The organism is Alkalicoccus saliphilus (assembly GCF_003044065.1).
Classification (GTDB): Bacteria; Bacillota; Bacilli; order Bacillales; family Salisediminibacteriaceae; genus Alkalicoccus; species Alkalicoccus saliphilus.
This window is the reverse complement of record NZ_PZJJ01000001.1, coordinates 145,703-164,154: the sequence shown is the minus strand read 5'-3', so window position 1 is coordinate 164,154 and position 18,452 is coordinate 145,703. Positions and strand designations below refer to the sequence as shown.

General features: G+C 45.6%; 19 protein-coding genes. 16 read left to right on the top strand and 3 right to left on the bottom strand.

Annotated elements, in window-relative coordinates:
- The first annotated feature begins 5 nt into the window (after positions 1-5).
- Together gcvPA and gcvPB are read left to right on the top strand one after the other, a co-directional pair.
- On the top strand, positions 6-1,352 hold the full coding sequence (gcvPA, locus tag C6Y45_RS00820) for an aminomethyl-transferring glycine dehydrogenase subunit GcvPA (RefSeq protein ID WP_107583000.1): 1,347 nt from the start codon (positions 6-8) through the stop codon (positions 1,350-1,352).
- Positions 1,349-2,830 carry an aminomethyl-transferring glycine dehydrogenase subunit GcvPB gene (gcvPB, locus tag C6Y45_RS00815; RefSeq protein ID WP_107582998.1) on the top strand — a complete coding sequence of 494 codons (1,482 nt, stop codon included), beginning with the start codon at positions 1,349-1,351 and terminating at the stop codon, positions 2,828-2,830. The genes gcvPA and gcvPB overlap by 4 nt, the downstream gene beginning before the upstream one ends.
- Before the next feature lie 72 nt (positions 2,831-2,902).
- On the opposite strand, the gene C6Y45_RS00810 is transcribed toward gcvPB, so the two are convergent.
- Positions 2,903-3,277: a rhodanese-like domain-containing protein gene (locus tag C6Y45_RS00810; RefSeq protein ID WP_107582996.1), complete on the bottom strand. Its 375-nt coding sequence runs from the start codon at positions 3,275-3,277 to the stop codon at positions 2,903-2,905.
- 132 nt (positions 3,278-3,409) lie between these two features.
- Here C6Y45_RS00810 and C6Y45_RS00805 point away from each other — a divergent pair, with 132 nt between their 5' ends.
- The 3 genes from C6Y45_RS00805 (at position 3,410) to mntR (ending at position 7,869) form a co-directional block, all read left to right on the top strand.
- A complete protein-coding gene (locus C6Y45_RS00805; protein ID WP_107583255.1) occupies positions 3,410-4,246 on the top strand; it encodes a lipoate--protein ligase family protein in 837 nt (278 codons plus the stop codon).
- Positions 4,247-4,543: 297 nt separating this feature from the next.
- Positions 4,544-7,099, top strand: a complete 2,556-nt coding sequence (locus C6Y45_RS00800) for a vitamin B12-dependent ribonucleotide reductase (protein ID WP_425427841.1) — start codon at positions 4,544-4,546, stop codon at positions 7,097-7,099.
- Positions 7,100-7,434: 335 nt separating this feature from the next.
- Positions 7,435-7,869, top strand: a complete 435-nt coding sequence (mntR, locus tag C6Y45_RS00795) for a transcriptional regulator MntR (RefSeq protein ID WP_107582991.1) — start codon at positions 7,435-7,437, stop codon at positions 7,867-7,869.
- A 114-nt stretch (positions 7,870-7,983) separates the two neighbouring features.
- On the opposite strand, the gene C6Y45_RS00790 is transcribed toward mntR, so the two are convergent.
- Together C6Y45_RS00790 and C6Y45_RS00785 are read right to left on the bottom strand one after the other, a co-directional pair.
- Complete coding sequence (locus C6Y45_RS00790) at positions 7,984-8,781, bottom strand: hypothetical protein (protein ID WP_107582989.1); 798 nt, start codon at positions 8,779-8,781, stop codon at positions 7,984-7,986.
- A 56-nt stretch (positions 8,782-8,837) separates the two neighbouring features.
- On the bottom strand, positions 8,838-9,248 hold the full coding sequence (locus tag C6Y45_RS00785; RefSeq protein ID WP_107582987.1) for an SA1362 family protein: 411 nt from the start codon (positions 9,246-9,248) through the stop codon (positions 8,838-8,840).
- A gap of 468 nt (positions 9,249-9,716) precedes the next feature.
- On the opposite strand from C6Y45_RS00785, the gene C6Y45_RS00780 reads away from it, so the two are divergent.
- The 11 genes from C6Y45_RS00780 to C6Y45_RS00730 all read left to right on the top strand — a co-directional run bounded on the left by C6Y45_RS00780 (position 9,717) and on the right by C6Y45_RS00730 (position 18,435).
- Positions 9,717-10,778 (top strand): M24 family metallopeptidase, encoded by a 1,062-nt coding sequence (locus C6Y45_RS00780; RefSeq protein WP_107582985.1) that lies wholly within the window; start codon positions 9,717-9,719, stop codon positions 10,776-10,778.
- Positions 10,779-10,840: 62 nt separating this feature from the next.
- Entirely contained in the window at positions 10,841-11,398 is a 558-nt protein-coding gene (gene efp, locus C6Y45_RS00775) for an elongation factor P (protein WP_107582983.1), read from the top strand.
- A 39-nt stretch (positions 11,399-11,437) separates the two neighbouring features.
- Positions 11,438-11,773 (top strand): hypothetical protein, encoded by a 336-nt coding sequence (locus tag C6Y45_RS00770; RefSeq protein ID WP_107582981.1) that lies wholly within the window; start codon positions 11,438-11,440, stop codon positions 11,771-11,773.
- Positions 11,774-12,113: 340 nt separating this feature from the next.
- On the top strand, positions 12,114-12,611 hold the full coding sequence (gene accB, locus C6Y45_RS00765) for an acetyl-CoA carboxylase biotin carboxyl carrier protein (RefSeq protein WP_107582979.1): 498 nt from the start codon (positions 12,114-12,116) through the stop codon (positions 12,609-12,611).
- 9 nt (positions 12,612-12,620) lie between these two features.
- The gene (gene accC, locus C6Y45_RS00760) at positions 12,621-13,979 is read left to right on the top strand and encodes an acetyl-CoA carboxylase biotin carboxylase subunit (protein WP_107582977.1); all 1,359 of its coding nucleotides are present in this window, start codon (positions 12,621-12,623) and stop codon (positions 13,977-13,979) included.
- A 2-nt stretch (positions 13,980-13,981) separates the two neighbouring features.
- Positions 13,982-14,392: an Asp23/Gls24 family envelope stress response protein gene (locus C6Y45_RS00755; RefSeq protein WP_107582975.1), complete on the top strand. Its 411-nt coding sequence runs from the start codon at positions 13,982-13,984 to the stop codon at positions 14,390-14,392.
- A 270-nt stretch (positions 14,393-14,662) separates the two neighbouring features.
- Positions 14,663-15,064: a transcription antitermination factor NusB gene (nusB, locus tag C6Y45_RS00750; RefSeq protein WP_107582973.1), complete on the top strand. Its 402-nt coding sequence runs from the start codon at positions 14,663-14,665 to the stop codon at positions 15,062-15,064.
- A 31-nt stretch (positions 15,065-15,095) separates the two neighbouring features.
- On the top strand, positions 15,096-15,959 hold the full coding sequence (folD, locus tag C6Y45_RS00745; RefSeq protein ID WP_107582971.1) for a bifunctional methylenetetrahydrofolate dehydrogenase/methenyltetrahydrofolate cyclohydrolase FolD: 864 nt from the start codon (positions 15,096-15,098) through the stop codon (positions 15,957-15,959).
- A 1-nt stretch (position 15,960) separates the two neighbouring features.
- The gene (gene xseA, locus C6Y45_RS00740; protein WP_107582969.1) at positions 15,961-17,316 is read left to right on the top strand and encodes an exodeoxyribonuclease VII large subunit; all 1,356 of its coding nucleotides are present in this window, start codon (positions 15,961-15,963) and stop codon (positions 17,314-17,316) included.
- On the top strand, positions 17,316-17,546 hold the full coding sequence (xseB, locus tag C6Y45_RS00735; RefSeq protein ID WP_107582967.1) for an exodeoxyribonuclease VII small subunit: 231 nt from the start codon (positions 17,316-17,318) through the stop codon (positions 17,544-17,546). The genes xseA and xseB overlap by 1 nt, the downstream gene beginning before the upstream one ends.
- Position 17,547: 1 nt before the next feature.
- Positions 17,548-18,435 (top strand): polyprenyl synthetase family protein, encoded by an 888-nt coding sequence (locus tag C6Y45_RS00730; protein ID WP_245922444.1) that lies wholly within the window; start codon positions 17,548-17,550, stop codon positions 18,433-18,435.
- The last annotated feature ends 17 nt before the right edge of the window (positions 18,436-18,452 follow it).

Sequence of the window (18,452 nt, the reverse complement as noted above, 5' to 3'; positions counted from 1 at the left end):
AAACAATGAACGATTTCCGCTATTTACCAATGACAGACCGGGATCAGAAGGAAATGCTGGACACAATCGGCGTAGAGAGTCTCGATGAGCTTTTTGAAGATATCCCCGACAAAGTAAAGTTTGACGGACCGCTGGAAATTGAACCGGCACTGCACGAAACAGCGCTCATTAAAGAAATGCAGCGGCTGGCAGGAAGAAACGTAAACGTTAAAGACTACCCCTCTTTCCTCGGAGCGGGCGTATACGAACACTATATTCCTTCTGTAGTAAATCACATGCTTCTCCGCTCGGAATTTTTTACTGCCTACACGCCGTATCAGCCGGAAATATCGCAGGGAGAACTACAGGGGATTTTCGAATTTCAGACGATGATCTGTGAGCTTACGGGAATGGACCTTGCCAACTCTTCAATGTATGATGGACCGACAGCTCTGACTGAAGCAGCGATGATGAGCTGCGGTCAGACGAAGAAAAAAGAAATTCTCGTTTCTAAAACAGTGCATCCGGAAGCTCTTGAAGTACTTAAAACAAATGCTGCAGGGCAGAATCTTACAGTGGTGGAAATTGAAGAGAAAGACGGCTGTACGGACATGGAGGACCTGGAGCAGAAATACACCAGCAGCACGGCCTGTGTAATTGTGCAGTACCCTAACTTTTTCGGTCAGATAGAAGACCTCCAAAAGGTGGAGGAAATAACCCACAGCGATAAAAGTCATATGATTGTATCATCCAATCCGCTGAGTCTGGGGATGCTTAAGCCGCCTGGAGAATTTGGTGCTGATGTAGTAGTGGGAGATGCGCAGCCATTTGGTATTCCAACACAGCTTGGAGGACCACACTGCGGCTATTTCGCTGTTACAAAAAAGCTTATGCGTAAAGTTCCTGGAAGATTGGTCGGCCAGACGACAGATGACAGTGGACAGCGTGGATTTGTATTAACGCTGCAGGCCCGGGAACAGCATATTCGAAGAGATAAAGCTACGAGTAATATCTGTTCCAATCAGGCACTGAACGCTCTTGGAGCGGCAATTGCCATGAGTGCGATCGGGAAATACGGTCTTAAAGAAATGGCTGAACAGAATATGCAGAAGGCCCATTATGCCAAAAAAGCACTTGAAGCAAAAGGGTTTCGTCCTGCCTTTAGCGGGCCTTTCTTTAATGAGTTTGTTATAGAGTTCACTAAAGAAGTTTCTCAAATCAACGAGCAGCTTTTCGATAAAGGTATTATCGGAGGTCTGGATCTTGGTCGTTTTTATAAAGGCAGAGAAAAGCAAATGCTTCTTGCAGTAACCGAGCTGCGTACAAAAGAAGAAATCGATGCACTGGCATCAGCACTGGAGGGAGCAGAATGACTACAGAAAATCAGGCATTAATATTTGAGATGAGTAAAGAAGGGCGCATCGGTCACAGTCTACCTGAACTGGATGTTGACAGAATAGACTTGGATGAACTTCTTCCTTCTTCTTTTCAGCGGGAGGAGGCAGCTGAACTCCCACAGGTTTCTGAACTTCAGCTCGTCCGGCACTATACGGCTCTCTCGAGAAGGAATCACGGTGTAGACTCCGGATTTTATCCTTTGGGATCGTGTACGATGAAATACAACCCGAAAATTAATGAAGATGTCGCCCGTTATCCAGGATTTGCTCATCTGCATCCATACCAGCCGGAAAGCCAGATTCAAGGTGCGATGGAGCTTATGTATAAACTGCAGACATCCCTTGAGGAAGTGACCGGCATGGATCAGGTTACGCTTCAGCCGGCGGCGGGTGCCCACGGAGAGTGGACCGGTCTTATGCTGATTCGTGCCTATCATGAAGGGCGGGGAGATTATGAGCGGACGAAGGTGATCGTACCTGATTCGGCTCACGGAACCAATCCGGCGTCAGCTGTTGTCGCTGGTTTTGAAGCTGTAACAGTCCGTTCGACGGAAGAAGGACTGGTGGACCTCGATCATCTAAGAGAGCTGACGGGAGACGATACAGCAGCTCTCATGCTGACAAACCCAAATACTCTTGGACTTTTTGAAAGGCAGATTTCTGAAATGGCGGAAATTATCCATGAAGCAGGGGGGAAACTGTATTATGATGGAGCAAATTCGAATGCTATTCTCGGAATAACACGGCCGGGAGACATGGGTTTCGATGTTGTGCACCTGAATCTTCATAAAACTTTTACTACCCCGCACGGAGGAGGGGGACCGGGATCCGGGCCGGTAGGAGTGAAAAAGGATCTCGTTCCTTATCTTCCTGCACCGATAATTGCTAAAGAAGGGGAACACTACACGTTCTCCTATGACTTTCCGGAAACGATCGGACGTGTAAAACCATATTATGGTAATTTTGGTATTAATGTCAGAGCATATACGTACATTCGGACAATGGGGCCGGAAGGGTTGAAGCAGGTTTCTCTTCAGGCCGTTCTGAATGCCAACTACATGCTGCGCCGGCTCCAGCCTTATTTCGATACGCCGTACGAGCAGCACTGTAAGCATGAATTTGTTCTTTCCGGTAAAAGACAGAAGAAGCTCGGCGTCCGTACACTGGATATGGCAAAACGTCTTCTGGACTTTGGATACCACCCGCCGACGATTTACTTCCCGATCAATGTAGAGGAATGTCTGATGGTGGAACCTACAGAAACAGAATCCAAGGAGACGCTGGATGAGTTCTGTGATGCAATGATTCAAATAGCGGAGGAAGCTGAAAACACTCCGGAAGTAGTTCAGGAAGCGCCTCACAGTACTGTAATAGGACGCCTTGATGAAACTACAGCGGCCAGAAAACCGGTGCTTAAATACAGCCGGGAAGCCTATGTTTCAACAAAAAGCTGATCATTTGAGAAATATTATTAAAAGAATACAAAAAAGATCCCGGAAGCCGTAATAAAGGCTTCCGGGTCTTTTTTATTTTTTAATTTTTCCCGTCCATTTTTTAAAGCCGCCTTTAAGCATATACAAATCCTCAGCGCCCCGCTTTTTTTTCAGCAGTTTTGCTGCCTGAATCGAGCGGGAACCGTTTTGATCGTACATGTAGACAGGTTTATCGGTACGGATTTCCCCGGAGCGCATACGCAGCTGGGAGAGAGGAATATTTCTGGCGCCCAGAATATGACCCGTTTTAAATTCCCGTTCCTCCCGTACATCAATCAGCTGTGCTTTCCGGTAGTTTTTAGTAAATTCCTCCTGCGTCAGAGCAGTCAGATAATTAGGCTTTTTCATACGGTAAAGCAGAAAACCTACTAAAATAAGCGTTATAATAATCAAAATCCACCAGTCCATATTGCCACTCCTTTGATGATTTACAAGTATCTTCATAAATGATATACCTTAATAATGATTTGTGCAATCCTTGAAGAATTCTTTTTGTAACTCGGTGTTTTTTTAGGTATGATAATAGTAGTCAGGAGGAATATCAACGTGGAAACTTGGCTTTACATAGATTCAGGAAAACAATCGCCTGCCTTCAATATGGCACTGGATGAAAAACTGATGGACTGGCACCGGGAAGGGGAAATTCCCCCTGTAGTCCGTTTTTACGAATGGAAGCCGGCAGGACTCTCCCTCGGCTATTTTCAACGCATCCATAAAGATATAAATATAGAAATGGTTACCGCCCACGGAGCAGGACTCGTACGCCGTCCCACTGGAGGGAGAGCGGTTCTGCATGATGACGAACTGACCTACAGCTTTATAGCTGAAGAATCGCACCCGCTCATGCCTGCCTCCGTTACGGAAGCCTACCGGGTTATTTCGCAGGGACTTTTAAATGGTTTCCGCAGCCTCGGACTCGATGCCCAGTTTTCGATACCGGAAACAGAGAGAGAAAAAGCAGAACTCCGGAACCCGCGGTCGGCGGTCTGCTTTGATGCCCCATCATGGTATGAAATGGTTGTAAACGGAAGGAAAATAGCCGGCAGTGCCCAGACCCGTCAGCGTGGTATCATTCTTCAGCATGGCTCCATTATACGTACATTCGACGAGGAAAAACTGTTTGATATGTTTAATTTTTCCAGCGAACGGCTGCGCAGACGTATGCAGCAGGGGTTCAAAACGAAGGCTGCGCCTTTGTCGGAGCTGATGGAACACCCTGCAACAATAGATGAACTTAAAACAGCTTTTCGAAAGGGTTTTGAAGAAGCGCTGAATATTCATCTGGAACCGTATGAACTGACAAGTTCTCAGCTGGAAGAAGCTGCAGCTCTCGCTGAAGAAAAATATGCTTCAGAAAAATGGACGTATAAGTACTAAATTTTTAATGTGACTATGGAAGGATTTTTACAGCTCGGTACTTGTCCCAGAGCTGTTTTCTCCGGAACTATAAGAAAGTATACCGTGCCGGGAAAAGAAAATAAGAGTTTACAACAACGTATCCAGGGTATAGAATTACACTAGATATCCTATATATTGTGCTTTTATTTAATTAAGGACACAATATATAGCGTTTTGTAACCTCAGCTGAAAAGAAGCCTTTACCGCAGGGCTTCCTTTCTTTTTGAAGAGCGGAGGATTTTAAAGTTAAAAGGAGCGAGGCCTGTGACTACCTTTATGTCAGAAAAACGAATTGATGTGGAGCAGCTGAACAAAGATATTGAGCAGTTTCCACAGGTGTTTCCTGTAACACCGGAGATGCACCGCAGGCAGAGCGGCGTGTCAAAACTTGTCATGCTGGACCGTTATACATTTAAAGACACGGAGAAAAAAACGCTGAAGTCGGGAGATTTTGTTGTACTGACCGTAAAATCGGATCCTAAATTTCCGGCGCGTGGCTATGGATTTGTTACGGAAGTGGACTGGGGGACAGGAACAGCAAAAATTGCTGTAGATGAAGAATTTCTTTCTGTGCTTGACGAACCAGAAGAGAAAAAGACAGGAATTGTGGAGCGGCCGCTGGCTACAATCGAAAAGCCGCTGGAAGTATATTATGAACAAATTGCCAAACGCAACGCCAGAGGACTTTCTTCTGTAGAAACAACGAAAGAGAAGCAGCAGGAGTGGTTTACGAAGTTTTACGAAGAACTCGTTAATATGAACTTTGTTCCGGCAGGCCGTGTTCTGTACGGTGCCGGTGCTGATACGGACGTTACGTATTTTAACTGTTATGTTATGCCTTTTGTTGCAGATTCCAGAGAAGGTATTTCTGACCACCGGAAGCAGGTAATGGAAATTATGAGCCGTGGCGGCGGTGTCGGAACAAATGGATCCACGCTGCGTCCACGAAATACGCTGGCCCGGGGGGTTAACGGTAAGTCTTCCGGATCGGTTTCATGGCTTGATGATATTGCCAAGCTGACTCACCTTGTTGAGCAGGGAGGCTCGCGGCGCGGAGCCCAGATGATCATGCTTTCGGACTGGCATCCGGATGTTCTTGAATTTATTATTTCGAAAATGCAGAATCCGCGGATCCTCCGCTACCTTCTGGAAAATACAAGTGACGAGCAGATTAAAGAACTTATTAAGGACAAATTAAAATTCACGCCGTTCACAGAGCTCGAGGAAGCAATGTATCAGAGTATAGTAAATTATAAGCATATAGAAGGACAGGGAGGCTTCGACCCTAAAATTATCCGTGATGCAGAAAACAAGCTGCGGGACGGTGGTACCTACGAAGTGAACAATCCTGAGTTTTTAACGGGAGCAAATATATCTGTATGTATTACGAAAGAATTTATGGAGGCGGTCGAACGGGATGAGGATTATGAACTCCGTTTCCCGGACGTCGAAAACTACAATGAAGCAGAAATGGAAGCGTACAACCGGGAGTGGCAGGAATACGGAGACGTGCGTGAATGGAAGGATCTCGGTTTTGGTATCCGGACTTACCGCACAATAGCAGCAAAAGAGCTGTGGAATTTAATTAACGTCTGTGCCACCTACTCGGCAGAACCTGGTATTTTCTTTATCGATAATGCAAATGAAATGACAAATGCCAATGCCTACGGACAAAAAGTAGTGGCAACGAACCCATGCGGGGAGCAGCCGCTTGCTCCATATTCCGTATGTAACCTGGCAGCGGTCAACCTGGCTGAGATGGCAGATCCGGTTTCGAAAAAAGTAGACTTCGAAAAACTGGCAGAGACAGTGGCAACCGGTGTGAGAATGCAGGATAACGTTATTGACGCTACTCCATACTTCCTGGAAGAAAACACTAAACAGGCTCTGGGTGAGAGGCGCGTTGGTCTCGGAGTTATGGGTCTTCACGATCTGCTGATTGAGACAGAAACGACCTATGGTTCTGAAGAAGGTAACGCTCTTGTAGATAAAATTTTCGAAACAATAGCTGTTACTGCCTATCGGACGTCGATTGCACTTGCAGAGGAAAAAGGAAGCTTTCCTTATCTGGAGGGGAGCAGCCCTGAAGAGTCGGATTATCTCCGGACACGATTTACAGAGACAGGCTATATGAAAAAAATGCCTGAGGATATTCATGAAGGAATCCGTAATTACGGCATTCGTAATTCTCACCTGCTTACCGTGGCACCTACTGGTTCCACCGGCACGATGGTGGGGGTTTCAACAGGTCTTGAGCCGTATTTCTCCTTCTCGTACTTCCGAAGCGGGCGGCTTGGGAAATTTATCGAAGTGAAGGCGGCTATTCTCCAGCGCTACCTTGATAAGCATCCGGAGCAGGACCCGGACAATCTTCCGGAATGGTTCGTATCCAGCATGGACCTGCCGCCGGAAGCTCATGCGGATGTCCAGTGTGTAATTCAGAAATGGGTGGACAGTTCATTGAGTAAAACTGTGAACGCACCAAAAGGATACACAGTGGACCAGGTAAAAGGTGTTTATGAGCGTCTATACAAGGGCGGGGCGAAAGGCGGAACAGTGTACGTGGATGGAAGCCGCGATTCCCAGGTTCTTACGCTGAAAGCCGAAGAAAACGATAATTACGCAGTCGATCTTACGGGCGGGGAAGAACGTGGCGAAACGAATAAACCGGTCGTCCTCGTTGATACGATCGCCGATCTCCGCTCAACTTCTGTTAATTACGGAAGTGAAGTCGGTGACACATGTCCTGTCTGCCGACAAGGAACAGTAGAGGATATTGGAGGGTGTAATACGTGCACCAACTGCAGTGCCCAGCTGAAATGTGGTCTGTAAAAAGAACTGGTTGTTATATGATTAGTTTCCAAAGCTTACGTAAAGAAATCAGCTTTATGTAAACAGGCTGTTTTTTTAAACGCAGTAGAGCAGTCAGAAAATCTATTGAGAGGCCGGAACCAGCTGGGTTCCGGCCTCTTTTCGGGATAAGTGGTTCATAATGTTTTATGCACAGGCCGTTCACGTTCTTCAAGACCGTATTAACCTTCTTTCCGGCCTGCTTATTTATCAGCCGGGCCCGCCACAGCGTAGAAATACTCAATTCATTATGCTAAAATAAAAGTGCGTATTACAGTTTCTGCACTTTATAAATGGAAACGTCTGGAGGATGCGATATGCCGACACCAAGTATGGAAGATTACTTAGAACGAATATACCAGTTGATCGATGAAAAAGGATATGCCCGAGTTTCAGATATAGCAGAGGCATTAGCCGTACATCCTTCTTCTGTTACTAAAATGGTACAGAAATTAGACGCAAATGATTATCTCGTTTACGAAAAATACCGGGGACTTGTACTTACTTCTAAAGGTAGAAAAATAGGAAAGAGACTTGTATACCGGCATGAGCTGCTGGAAGAGTTTATGCGCATTATAGGAGTCGATGAATCCAGAATTTATAAGGACGTTGAAGGTATTGAACATCATCTGAGCTGGGAAGCAATAGACAGAGTGGGGGATCTCGTCCAATATTTTGAAGAAGAACCGGAAAGAGTGGAATCTCTACGTAAAGTGCAGGAAAAAAATGAGGAAGCAGTAAGAGATAATTGAATGGCTGATAAAAAAAATAAACGAATAAAGAAAAAGGCTGCCCATTCAGAGGCAGCCTTTTTTCCAGGGTATCAAGTCTTTTATTGGAAATATTTTAAGAACGATCTGTTAACGCTACCGGACAATCTGCTCGGTATTTCCGTGTCTCACGTATAAATTTGCCACAAGCAGAAGAAAAGGAAGAATAAGTGTTATCCATAAACCTATAAAAACACCAGTTACGAGTTCACCGGTCATAAATATGCTGAACACCGGTCTTACAGCAGACAGAACAAAAATAATTCCTGCCGAACCGATAAAGAAAGCGATAACTTTACTTTTTCTCGGGGTGGCTTCTATATGCAGTCTGATTTTGTACTGTTCCATGGAAGCTCCGACGCCGATACCGAGAAGAATTCCCGGCAGAAGCAGAAAGTAGGCTTCCGGATAGATCAACGCGGAAATAAATATCGGCAGAATGATGGAAAATGTAAACAAGTAGGCATCAGGCATGGAGCCGAGCCATTCGTGACTTCGATAAAGAGTATAGCTGATGAATCCCCCAATAATAATACCGCCTGTAATAGAAAAAACGGAAACACCTTCCAGAAGATAGCCGAGGCTTACTGCAAGTGGAACAGCCATGCACAGTGCTACTTCATATTTTCGTTTACAGAGAGGCAGAAGAAAAGCAAACAGCGTAACCGTGGTCTGAACGTGCGGATGGGTCACGAGAGCCTGCTGATTATTTAATTGTATATAAGGAAAATACATTATAATTATATAGCCGATGGACAGCGAAAGAACAGTAAGATAAAGAAGCTGAAAACCAGCGCGTTTGTCCAGCCCCCAATAAACAGTACCGGCAGTGATAAGCCAGCCTATAAAAAGCAGCTGCGAATAAATATTCACAAAAAATTCAGGAGCCGACATAAAAAAACCTCCCAAAGAGCAATATCACTCATAACTATAGAAAAAGAGCCAAGCGGTTAAAACAAAGCCCGGCTCTTTTTCTTGGTGTTCTTTTTACCTTCAATGACGGTAAGTTTCACATCTGATTGTTTTTTAATCAAGGGCCGCGCTCCCCGTTTTTCATGCTTTACAGTTTTTAGAGCTGTATTCCCGCGGCGGGTTTTCGGACGGCTTTTACTCCGGGGAGCCGTTGAGGAAGCAGGCTCAGGTCTCCCATTTTTAACAGGTACCTGGAAACCGGATTGACGCTGCATAAGCCGGGGTTGAATATAGCGCCGGAAGACCAGAATAAGCAGCGTAACAACACCAATCGTTACAAATATGTTCCTTATAAAACCGCCCGGATCCTGAATCAGGTGTCCGCCGATTCCTAAAACCGCGAGTCCGATGACAACAAGAAGGACAGGGGGCAGACTTTTAAAAGACATATGCTCACACCTCCAGGGAAGTTTAGCTGCAGGCAGCTCGGGGCAGGTATCAGGGATATTATTAATTATAATTCTACACTATTAATTTAAATACCTCCATTAAATCTGTGTATTTCTATTCCCTATCTTCGAACATATTACACCTCTCTTTCAACGGACCGGCGGGACGAGCTATTCAAGAAGGGAGCCTTGTGATAAAATACCAGTGGGGAGAAGGTACGGTGACCTTTGTCCGCTTCTTTCGACACGGAAATCATAGGAAAACTGTGGTGCCGACCGCCTCGGAAATTGCCAGAAGCTGTTTCAGGCTGCTGACTGCTTATTCTCCGTACTGTCTTTAGCAGCGACTACGCTTCATTCACCTCCCGCATGGTGAGGAGTTTCGCGCCGGCTTTAAACGGAGTTTGAGATTAAAGAACAGAGCCCGGGGAAGCAGACAGACAAAACAGGTATAGAAGGAGGAAGCTCTTGAATAGATTGGAAGAAATTCGTACACAGATGAAAAAAGCCGAAATTGATGGGATCATTATTACAAGTACATACAACCGGAGATATATTACAGGATTTACAGGGACAGCAGGGGCAGCGGTTATATCAGACACTGAAGCAAAGTTTATAACAGATTTCCGCTATGCAGACCAGGCTGAAAAGCAGGCTGAGGGATTCGAAGTGATTGAACATAAAGTACCCCTTGTGGAAGAAACAGCCGCACAGCTGAAAAAAATGGGGATTAACCGGCTTGGCTTTGAAAAAAATCATGTGACGTTTGGTGAGTATGAAACATACACCGAAAAACTCGGGGTAGAACTTGTACCGGTGGAAGGCCTTGTAGAAAAGCTGCGTCTTCGGAAAACGGATGAAGAACTTAACATCATCCAGGAGGCGGTGAATATCGCCGACGAAGCTTTTACGCATATTCAAAGCTTTATAAAACCAGGAGTAAAAGAAATTGACGTGTCAAATGAACTGGAATTTTTCATGCGCAGAAAAGGTGCGGATTCTTCTTCGTTCGATATTATCGTTGCTTCCGGATACCGGTCGGCGCTCCCGCACGGAGTTGCCAGTCATAAGGAAATTGAATCAGGAGAGCTCGTCACCCTTGATTTCGGAGCTTATTACAAAGGATACTGTTCAGACATTACGAGGACAGTTGCGGTAGGAGAGCCTTCAGAGAAACTGAGGGAAATTTACGAAACAGTGCTTGAAGCGCAGATACGTGGGGTGGAAGGTCTAAAGCCGGGAATAACTGGTATAGAAGCCGATGCCCTCACCCGTGATTATATTAAAGAAAAAGGTTACGGGGAGTTTTTCGGACATTCCACCGGCCATGGCATGGGGATGGAAGTGCATGAAGGACCAGGATTGTCCTTCAGAAGCAGTCAGAAGCTGGAACCGGGAATGGTAGTGACAGTGGAACCAGGAATATATGTATCGGGCACCGGCGGCACGAGAATTGAGGATGATGTAGTTATTACCGAGGACGGCTGCCGTATTCTTTCGAAGTCTTCGAAGGAACTGATTGTTTTGTAGCAGCTTGACGTCATAAAAGCACGTTCCGATTCAGCAGTTCATTTAATAAAGGAGGAACAAACATGATTTCAGTAAACGATTTTAAGACAGGACTGACAATTGAAACAGATAATGATATTTGGCAGGTGCTTGAATTTCAACACGTTAAACCGGGAAAAGGTGCAGCATTTGTACGCTCAAAGCTGCGCAGTCTCCGTACAGGAAACACCCAGGAAAAAACATTCCGGGCCGGTGAAAAGGTAGAAAAGGCACACATCGAAAATAAAACGATGCAGTACCTTTATTCAAGTGGGGATGACCATGCATTTATGGACACTTCATCCTACGAACAAATCGATCTTCAAACCGGACAGATTGAACGCCAGCTGAAATTCTTAAAAGAAAATATGGAAGTCAGCATACTTATGTACGGAAATGAAATTCTCGGTGTGGAGCCTCCACAGTCTGTCGAGCTGGAAGTAACTGAAACGGAGCCGGGAATTAAGGGCGATACAGCATCAGGGGGGACTAAGCCGGCAACGCTGGAAACAGGTCTTACTGTACAGGTTCCTTTCTTCGTCAATCAGGGGGACAGACTCATTATCGATACACGGGAAGGAAAGTACGTGTCCCGGGCTTAATAAAATCACCGGCCAGGCCGGTATGCAGGAGGTAATAGTATGGATTGGTCAGATTTAACGGAAGGCGCTAAAGCAGTACTGGAGCAGACGCGCAACATTAAAAACGATAAAATACAAATCGTGGAGTTCCAAGTAGGGTTTGAACAGAATCCCGAAGAAGCGGAAGGAGCCCCCGTTTCCATCCAGGAAAAAGATTACGACAGTCTGAAACAATATACAAAAGAAAATGAATATGGAGAAAAGTATCATATGGCAAGAAACAAAGATATGGTTAAGATTATCCTGCTGGAAGAGGGTAAAATTCCGGATAACCTTTCTGATTTCCCTGTCTTCAGAGAATATAAGAATACCCCTAAGACGGAAGAAGAAGTGTAAAAGGAGGGGCGGTTCCCGTACAGCATCGGTCCGCCCCCTTCCTGGTAATATACCGGTATCAGTTTCAGTGCCTGCTTTTTATTGTAAGCGTTACCAAAAGAAAGACACCATTACGTGAGATATATTTTTGGAATACGGCAGTTTATGTAAAAAAGGTTTTCAATCCGGTTGATTTAAGGTAGCATAAATCTTATATAGGCAGTCTGGCGCAGGGTACATAATAAACGCAGTTTGTGCCGGGGTTGTTCATACAGAAACAGAGAAGCTCCAAGGCTCTGTTTTCTGGTATTCCAATAAACATGCTTCAGCCGAAGCCAAAACAAAAACAGGAGTGAAATCTATGTTGAAAATTCAGGAAATACGAGAATTAATTAAATTAATTGATGATTCCAGCATCAGCGAATTCAAATACGAGCAGAACGGTGCTAAAGTACAGTTAAGGAAAAACAGTGCTTCAGGTGGCACTGTTCAGATTCCCCAGCCGGAACAATCACCTCCGGAAGCGCCCGCTGAGCCTCCTTCTGCTCCAGTGCAGCAGGAAGTTAAACCGGCCGCAGAAGAAGAAAAACCACAAAAAGAAATTTCCGATTCGGAAAACCTCCATAAAATTTCCTCACCTATGGTCGGGACGTTTTATTCGTCCCCTTCCCCGGATGCTGATCCGTATGTGAAAAAGGGTGATAAAGTGAAGAATGAAAGTGTTGTATGTATTGTCGAAGCGATGAAGCTCATGAATGAAATAGAAGCAGAAATTGACGGAGAAATTGTGGAAGTACTTGCAGAAAACGGCCAGCTGGTGGAATACGGACAGGAACTATTTCTTGTGAAGCCGGAATAGAGGGATATTATGCTGAAAAAAATTCTAATAGCCAACCGCGGGGAAATCGCGGTAAGAATAATCAGAGCGTGTAAAGAAATGGGTATTAAAACAGTGGCTGTGTATTCCACAGCTGATCATGATGCTCTGCATGTGAAGCTTGCGGATGAGTCCTACTGCATCGGCCCGGTCTCTAGTGCAGACAGTTATTTGAATTTCACAAATATCATGAGTGCAGCAACACTGACGGAGTCCGATGGCATTCATCCAGGATATGGTTTTCTGTCGGAAAACCCTGATTTTGCAGAAATTTGCGGAGCCTGCAACATTACGTTCATAGGCCCCAGCCCCTATGCCATCAGCCAGATGGGAACTAAAGATGTGGCCAGAAAAACAATGGAGGAAGCGGGAGTTCCCGTTGTTCCTGGATCTGATGGACTTGTAAAATCTCCGGATGACGGCGTAAGAGTAGCCGAAGAAATCGGCTATCCCGTTATTATAAAAGCAACGGCCGGCGGTGGAGGAAAAGGTATCCGTGTAGCGAAAACCGAAGAGGAGCTCCGAAAAGGAATTTCCGTAACCCAGAAAGAGGCTAAAGCCAACTTCGGCAACGAAGGCGTTTATCTTGAAAAGTTCATTGAAGATTTCCGCCACGTGGAAATCCAGGTGATGGCTGATAACTATGGAAACGTTGTTCATCTCGGGGAAAGGGACTGTACGATTCAGCGACGTCTTCAAAAACTTGTTGAAGAGACGCCTTCGCCCGCTATTTCACCGGAAATACGGGAGGAAATGGGCCAGGCAGCTGTCAGAGCAGCTAAAGCTGTTGATTATACAGGTGCCGGTACGATTGAATTTATATTTGATCACACAGAAAACCGGTTTTATTTTATGGAAATGAATACACGGATACAGGTGGAGCATCCTGTTACGGAAATGGTTACAGGAGTGGACCTGATTAAAGAAATGATCAATGTAGCCTCCGGAAAAGAGCTTTCGGTAAAACAGGAGGATATTGTTTTCAACGGCTGGTCCATTGAATGCCGGATTAACGCTGAGGATCCATTTAAAAACTTTATGCCTTCCCCCGGAAGAATTTCGTATTATCTTCCGCCGGGCGGACCGGGAGTGAGGGTCGACAGCGCTGTTTATACAGGCTATATGATAAGCCCTTACTATGACTCTATGGTTGCAAAGTTAATCGTATACGGCGCAGACCGCGAAGAAGCTGTTGCCAAAATGGAAAGAGCACTGGATGAGTTTATGGTGGAAGGTGTTAAAACGACAATTCCATTTCATCAGCAGCTTTTTGCCCACGACGTTTTCCGCAGCGGAGATTTTAACACTAAGTTCCTGGAAACATATCCGATTAAACCGAGGGAGGAATAAGGATGGCTGAATATCAGATGATCCAGCTTCCGGGACATAAAAATGATTTAGGTAAAGTCGAGATATCACCGGACGTAATCGAAATTATAGCCGGACTGGCAGCTTCGGAGATCGATGGAGTCGACCACCTTCAAGGGAACTTCGCAACCGGTGTGGCGGAACGCCTTGGAAGAAGAAGCACCCACAGTAAAGGAGTAAGAGCCGAAGTCAGTGAAGAAGGTTTTACTCTTGATGTTTATATTGTCGCTAAATACGGACATTCTATTCCTGAGACAGGAAAAAAAGTACAGGAAAACATTGTACTGACTTTGAAAACAATGACATCTATTGAAGTGTTATCTGTAAATATTCATATTACAGGGATACAGTTTGAATCAAAAAACGACGAGGAAACTGTTCTGGCAGATTCCTGATCGTACTATGCAGAGCCGCTCCGGTTTTTCCCGGGGCGGCTTTCTGATTGTGAATGAGCAATCCGCCCGGCTTCACAGAATTTTCTGCGGTTTGTACTATTGTTCACGGTTACCGCTGTAAAGTATCTTCACAGGTCAACTGAAGGTCTGTTAAATCCTCCGGTGTGCAGAGCGTTACGTTTTAAGACATCTTCGTGCAAGGGGCCCCTTTTCTATGCTATTATGAGTAAGTATTGAATTGACCTGTTAGCAGAAAAGGAGAAAGATAAAATGAATCGACGAGTGGCGCGGATCAAATCCGTCCAGGCGCTGTATCAGGTCGAAATGACCGGAGTCTCAGCCGAAGAAGCAATTGAAGCAACGCTTGAAAAAGAAGAGGAAGGAAATGATTTTCTTCTTCAGCTGGTAAAAGGAACATTGGAAAATCAGAAAGAAATAGATGGTCTGCTGGACAGTGTGCTGGAGCACTGGACGCTGTCACGGCTTTCCAGAGTGGATAGAGCGATACTTCGTCTCTGCGTTTACGAAATGAAATACGTAGAAGACGTTCCTGTGAACGTAAGTATTAACGAAGCCATTGATCTGGCAAAAGGTTTTAACGCAGAGGAAGAAGCCGGGAAATTTGTAAATGGTGTGGCCTCCAAAATAGCTTCAATACTCGAAAACGAGTAATGATAATTATCTGAAGGGGAGTTGTTTATCAATGAGTGCAGAGCTTATATCGGGCAAGGAAATAGCAGCGGAAACACGCCGGGAACTTAAAGAAAAAGCAGAACGGCTTGGAGAGGAAGGAACTATCCCGGGACTTGCGGTCATTCTCGTAGGAGATGACCCTGCCTCCGCTTCCTATGTAAGGGGTAAAGAGAAGGCGTGCCGTGAAGCAGGTATTTATTCTGAAGTGGATCGTACAGAAGATACTATATCTGAAAAAGAGCTTCTCCAAAAGATTGACAAGCTGAACAAAAAAGACAACATTCACGGCATTCTTGTACAGCTGCCGCTTCCTGATCATATTTCTGAAGAGAAGATTATTGAAGCCATTTCACCGGAAAAGGATGTGGACGGCTTCCATCCAGTGAATATCGGAAGAATGATGATAGGAAAAGATTCCTTTCTGCCCTGTACTCCCTTCGGAATTATACATATGTTAAAAATGAAAAATATTCCTATCGAAGGCAGGCATGCTGTAGTCGTCGGCCGGAGCAACATAGTAGGAAAACCTGTTGGACAGCTTCTGCTTAATGAAAATGCTACTGTCACTTACTGCCATTCCCGGACGAAAGATATCCGTGAGATGACAAAGCAGGCGGACATCATCGTGGTCGCTATAGGACGCGCCGGGTTTTTGGATGAGTCCTACATTAAAGACGGGGCGGTAATTATTGATGTGGGCATCAACCGCACGGAAGAGGGCAAGCTGACAGGAGACGTCGATTTTGAATCGGTAAAAGACAAAGCTTCCTACGTGACCCCGGTACCGGGAGGCGTAGGACCTATGACAATTACAATGCTCATGTATAACACGCTGAAAGCAGCAGAGCGTGCAGCCGGTGGAAAGAAGGGATAGTGTGAATGGTCAGTTTTTATCAGTATATGATGTGACTGTCAAAATAAAAAAACTGCTTGATACTTCCGCTGCGCTCCAGAATGTGTGGGTCCGTGCTGAGATATCCAATTTTAAAAAACACAGCCGGGGCCACATGTACTTTACACTCAAAGATGACCGTTCCCGACTCCAGTCTGTTATGTTTGCCGGCAGCAATAAATCTCTCCGCTTTACACCCGAAAATGGCATGGGAGTACTTGTACGCGGTGACATATCAGTTTATGAACCATTCGGCCAGTATCAGTTTTACGTAAAAGAAATGCAGCCCGACGGTATTGGTGACCTGTATCTCGCGTTTGAACAGCTGAAGAAAAAACTTGAAGCAGCGGGCTACTTTGAAGAAAGCCGTAAAAAACCACTTCCGAGAATACCGGAACGTATCGCAGTCGTAACATCACCAACAGGGGCCGCGGTCAGAGATATTGTCACAACTCTCAGAAGAAGATATCCTCTTGCAAAAGTGACGCTTCTTCCGGTGCTCGTGCAGGGACCTCATGCTTCCGGGTCTATTTCCCGTGCTGTCCGCCAGGCGGATGAGGCGGGAATCTTTGAAGTCATGATTATCGGCCGCGGAGGCGGCTCTCTCGAGGAGCTGTGGGCATTTAATGAAGAAGAGGTCGCAAAAGCTGTATTTGAATCTCAGACCCCAGTTGTTTCTGCTGTCGGCCACGAAACGGATGTAACGATAAGTGATTTCACGGCTGATCTCAGAGCACCGACACCAACAGCTGCAGCGGAAATGGTCGTCCCGGATATACAGGAAATGAGAGCATTTACTGCAGAGCGCCATGCACGGCTTCAGCGGACCATGATTCAACATATGAAGCAGGCAGGAGATCAATTAAAAAGACTGGAAAATTCCTATGCTTTCAAGTATCCGAAGAAGCTTCTTGAAGAAAAGGAGCAGCAGCTGGACATGATGCAGGAGAGACTGAAACGGAGTCTTCGGCAGGCAAGTCAGGAACAGCAGCAGCGCCTGCAGTCATGGCACGAAAGGCTGAAAAATGTTCATCCTGAAAAGCAAGCGGCTTCTCAAAGGGAAAAGGCAGAGCAGCTTGAAAAAAATCTTGTGCGCACGATGGAGCTGCTTATGAAGAATAAAAATCAGCAGTTGTCCATGCAGGTTTCCAAACTTGACCTGCTCAGTCCGCTTCAGCTCATGAAAAAAGGCTACAGCCTTGTGTACAATGAAGAAAAAAGCTTAATCAAATCGATTGAAGATACGTACGAAGGCGGAGCGGTAACCATTCGTCTGCAGGACGGATCCCTGGACTGCACTGTAAAAAAACAAGTTCAAGAAGAAAGGAAGGGATTATAATGGGGGAAGAAAAAAAGGCTTCTTTTGAAACATCAATGCGGGAACTGGAAGAAATAGTTCAGAAACTCGAGCAGGGAGATGTCCCTCTGGAAGAAGCGATAGATATGTTTCAGGAGGGAATGAAACTTTCGAAAGATTGTCACGACCGGCTTCACAAAGTGGAAAAGCAGATGACGGAAGTTCTGTCTGAAGACGGGTCCTTATCGAATCTTCCCGAGGAGGAATTGTAGCGTGAATAAGCCTCTTCTCGACACGTTTATCGACAGCCATAAAACCAGGGTGGAAAGCTTCTTTGAAGATATAACTTCTTCGCTTGATGCTCCTCTTCAACTTCAGGAGGCTATGCTTTATTCTCTTCAGGCCGGAGGGAAGCGTATACGTCCGATGCTTCTCTATGCCGTGCTCGAAAGCTATGATATGGACAAAACAGCAGGAGACAGCACTGCCTGTGCGCTGGAAATGATACACACCTATTCCTTGATTCATGATGATCTTCCGGCAATGGATAATGACGATTTCCGCAGAGGTAAACCGACGAATCACAAGATATTCGGTGAAGCCACAGCGATACTGGCCGGGGATGCCCTGCTGACGCATGCTTTTCATCTTATTTCCAGCGATGATCGTCTTACTCCCGAACAAAGACTGGAAAACGTACGCCTTCTTTCCCGTGCGGCAGGACCGGACGGAATGGTAGGAGGTCAGACAGCTGATATGCTTGCAGAGGATGAAGAAGTTACCGTAGAGGAAATGGAAAGTATTCATAACCGCAAAACCGGGGATCTGCTGGCCGTAGCACTTCAGATGGGAGCTTTTATTGCAGGTGCGGAAAAGAAAGAGCAGGAGGCACTTCACCGGTTCGGGATCCATATAGGTCTGGCTTTTCAAATTAAAGATGACCTGCTTGATGTAGAGGGAGACGAGCAGCTGCTGGGAAAACCGGTAGGAAGTGATGAAGGTAATCATAAAAATACGTACGTGAGCCTGCTCGGTCTGGAAAAGACTAAAGAGCGTTTGAAATTTCACACGGGAGCGGCCCTTTCCGAACTGGAGGAGCTTTCTGTGCCGAGTCACATACTGCAGGAGCTGGCAGTTTACATTGCAGAACGTGATCAGTAGCCATTTAATTGTCCGTA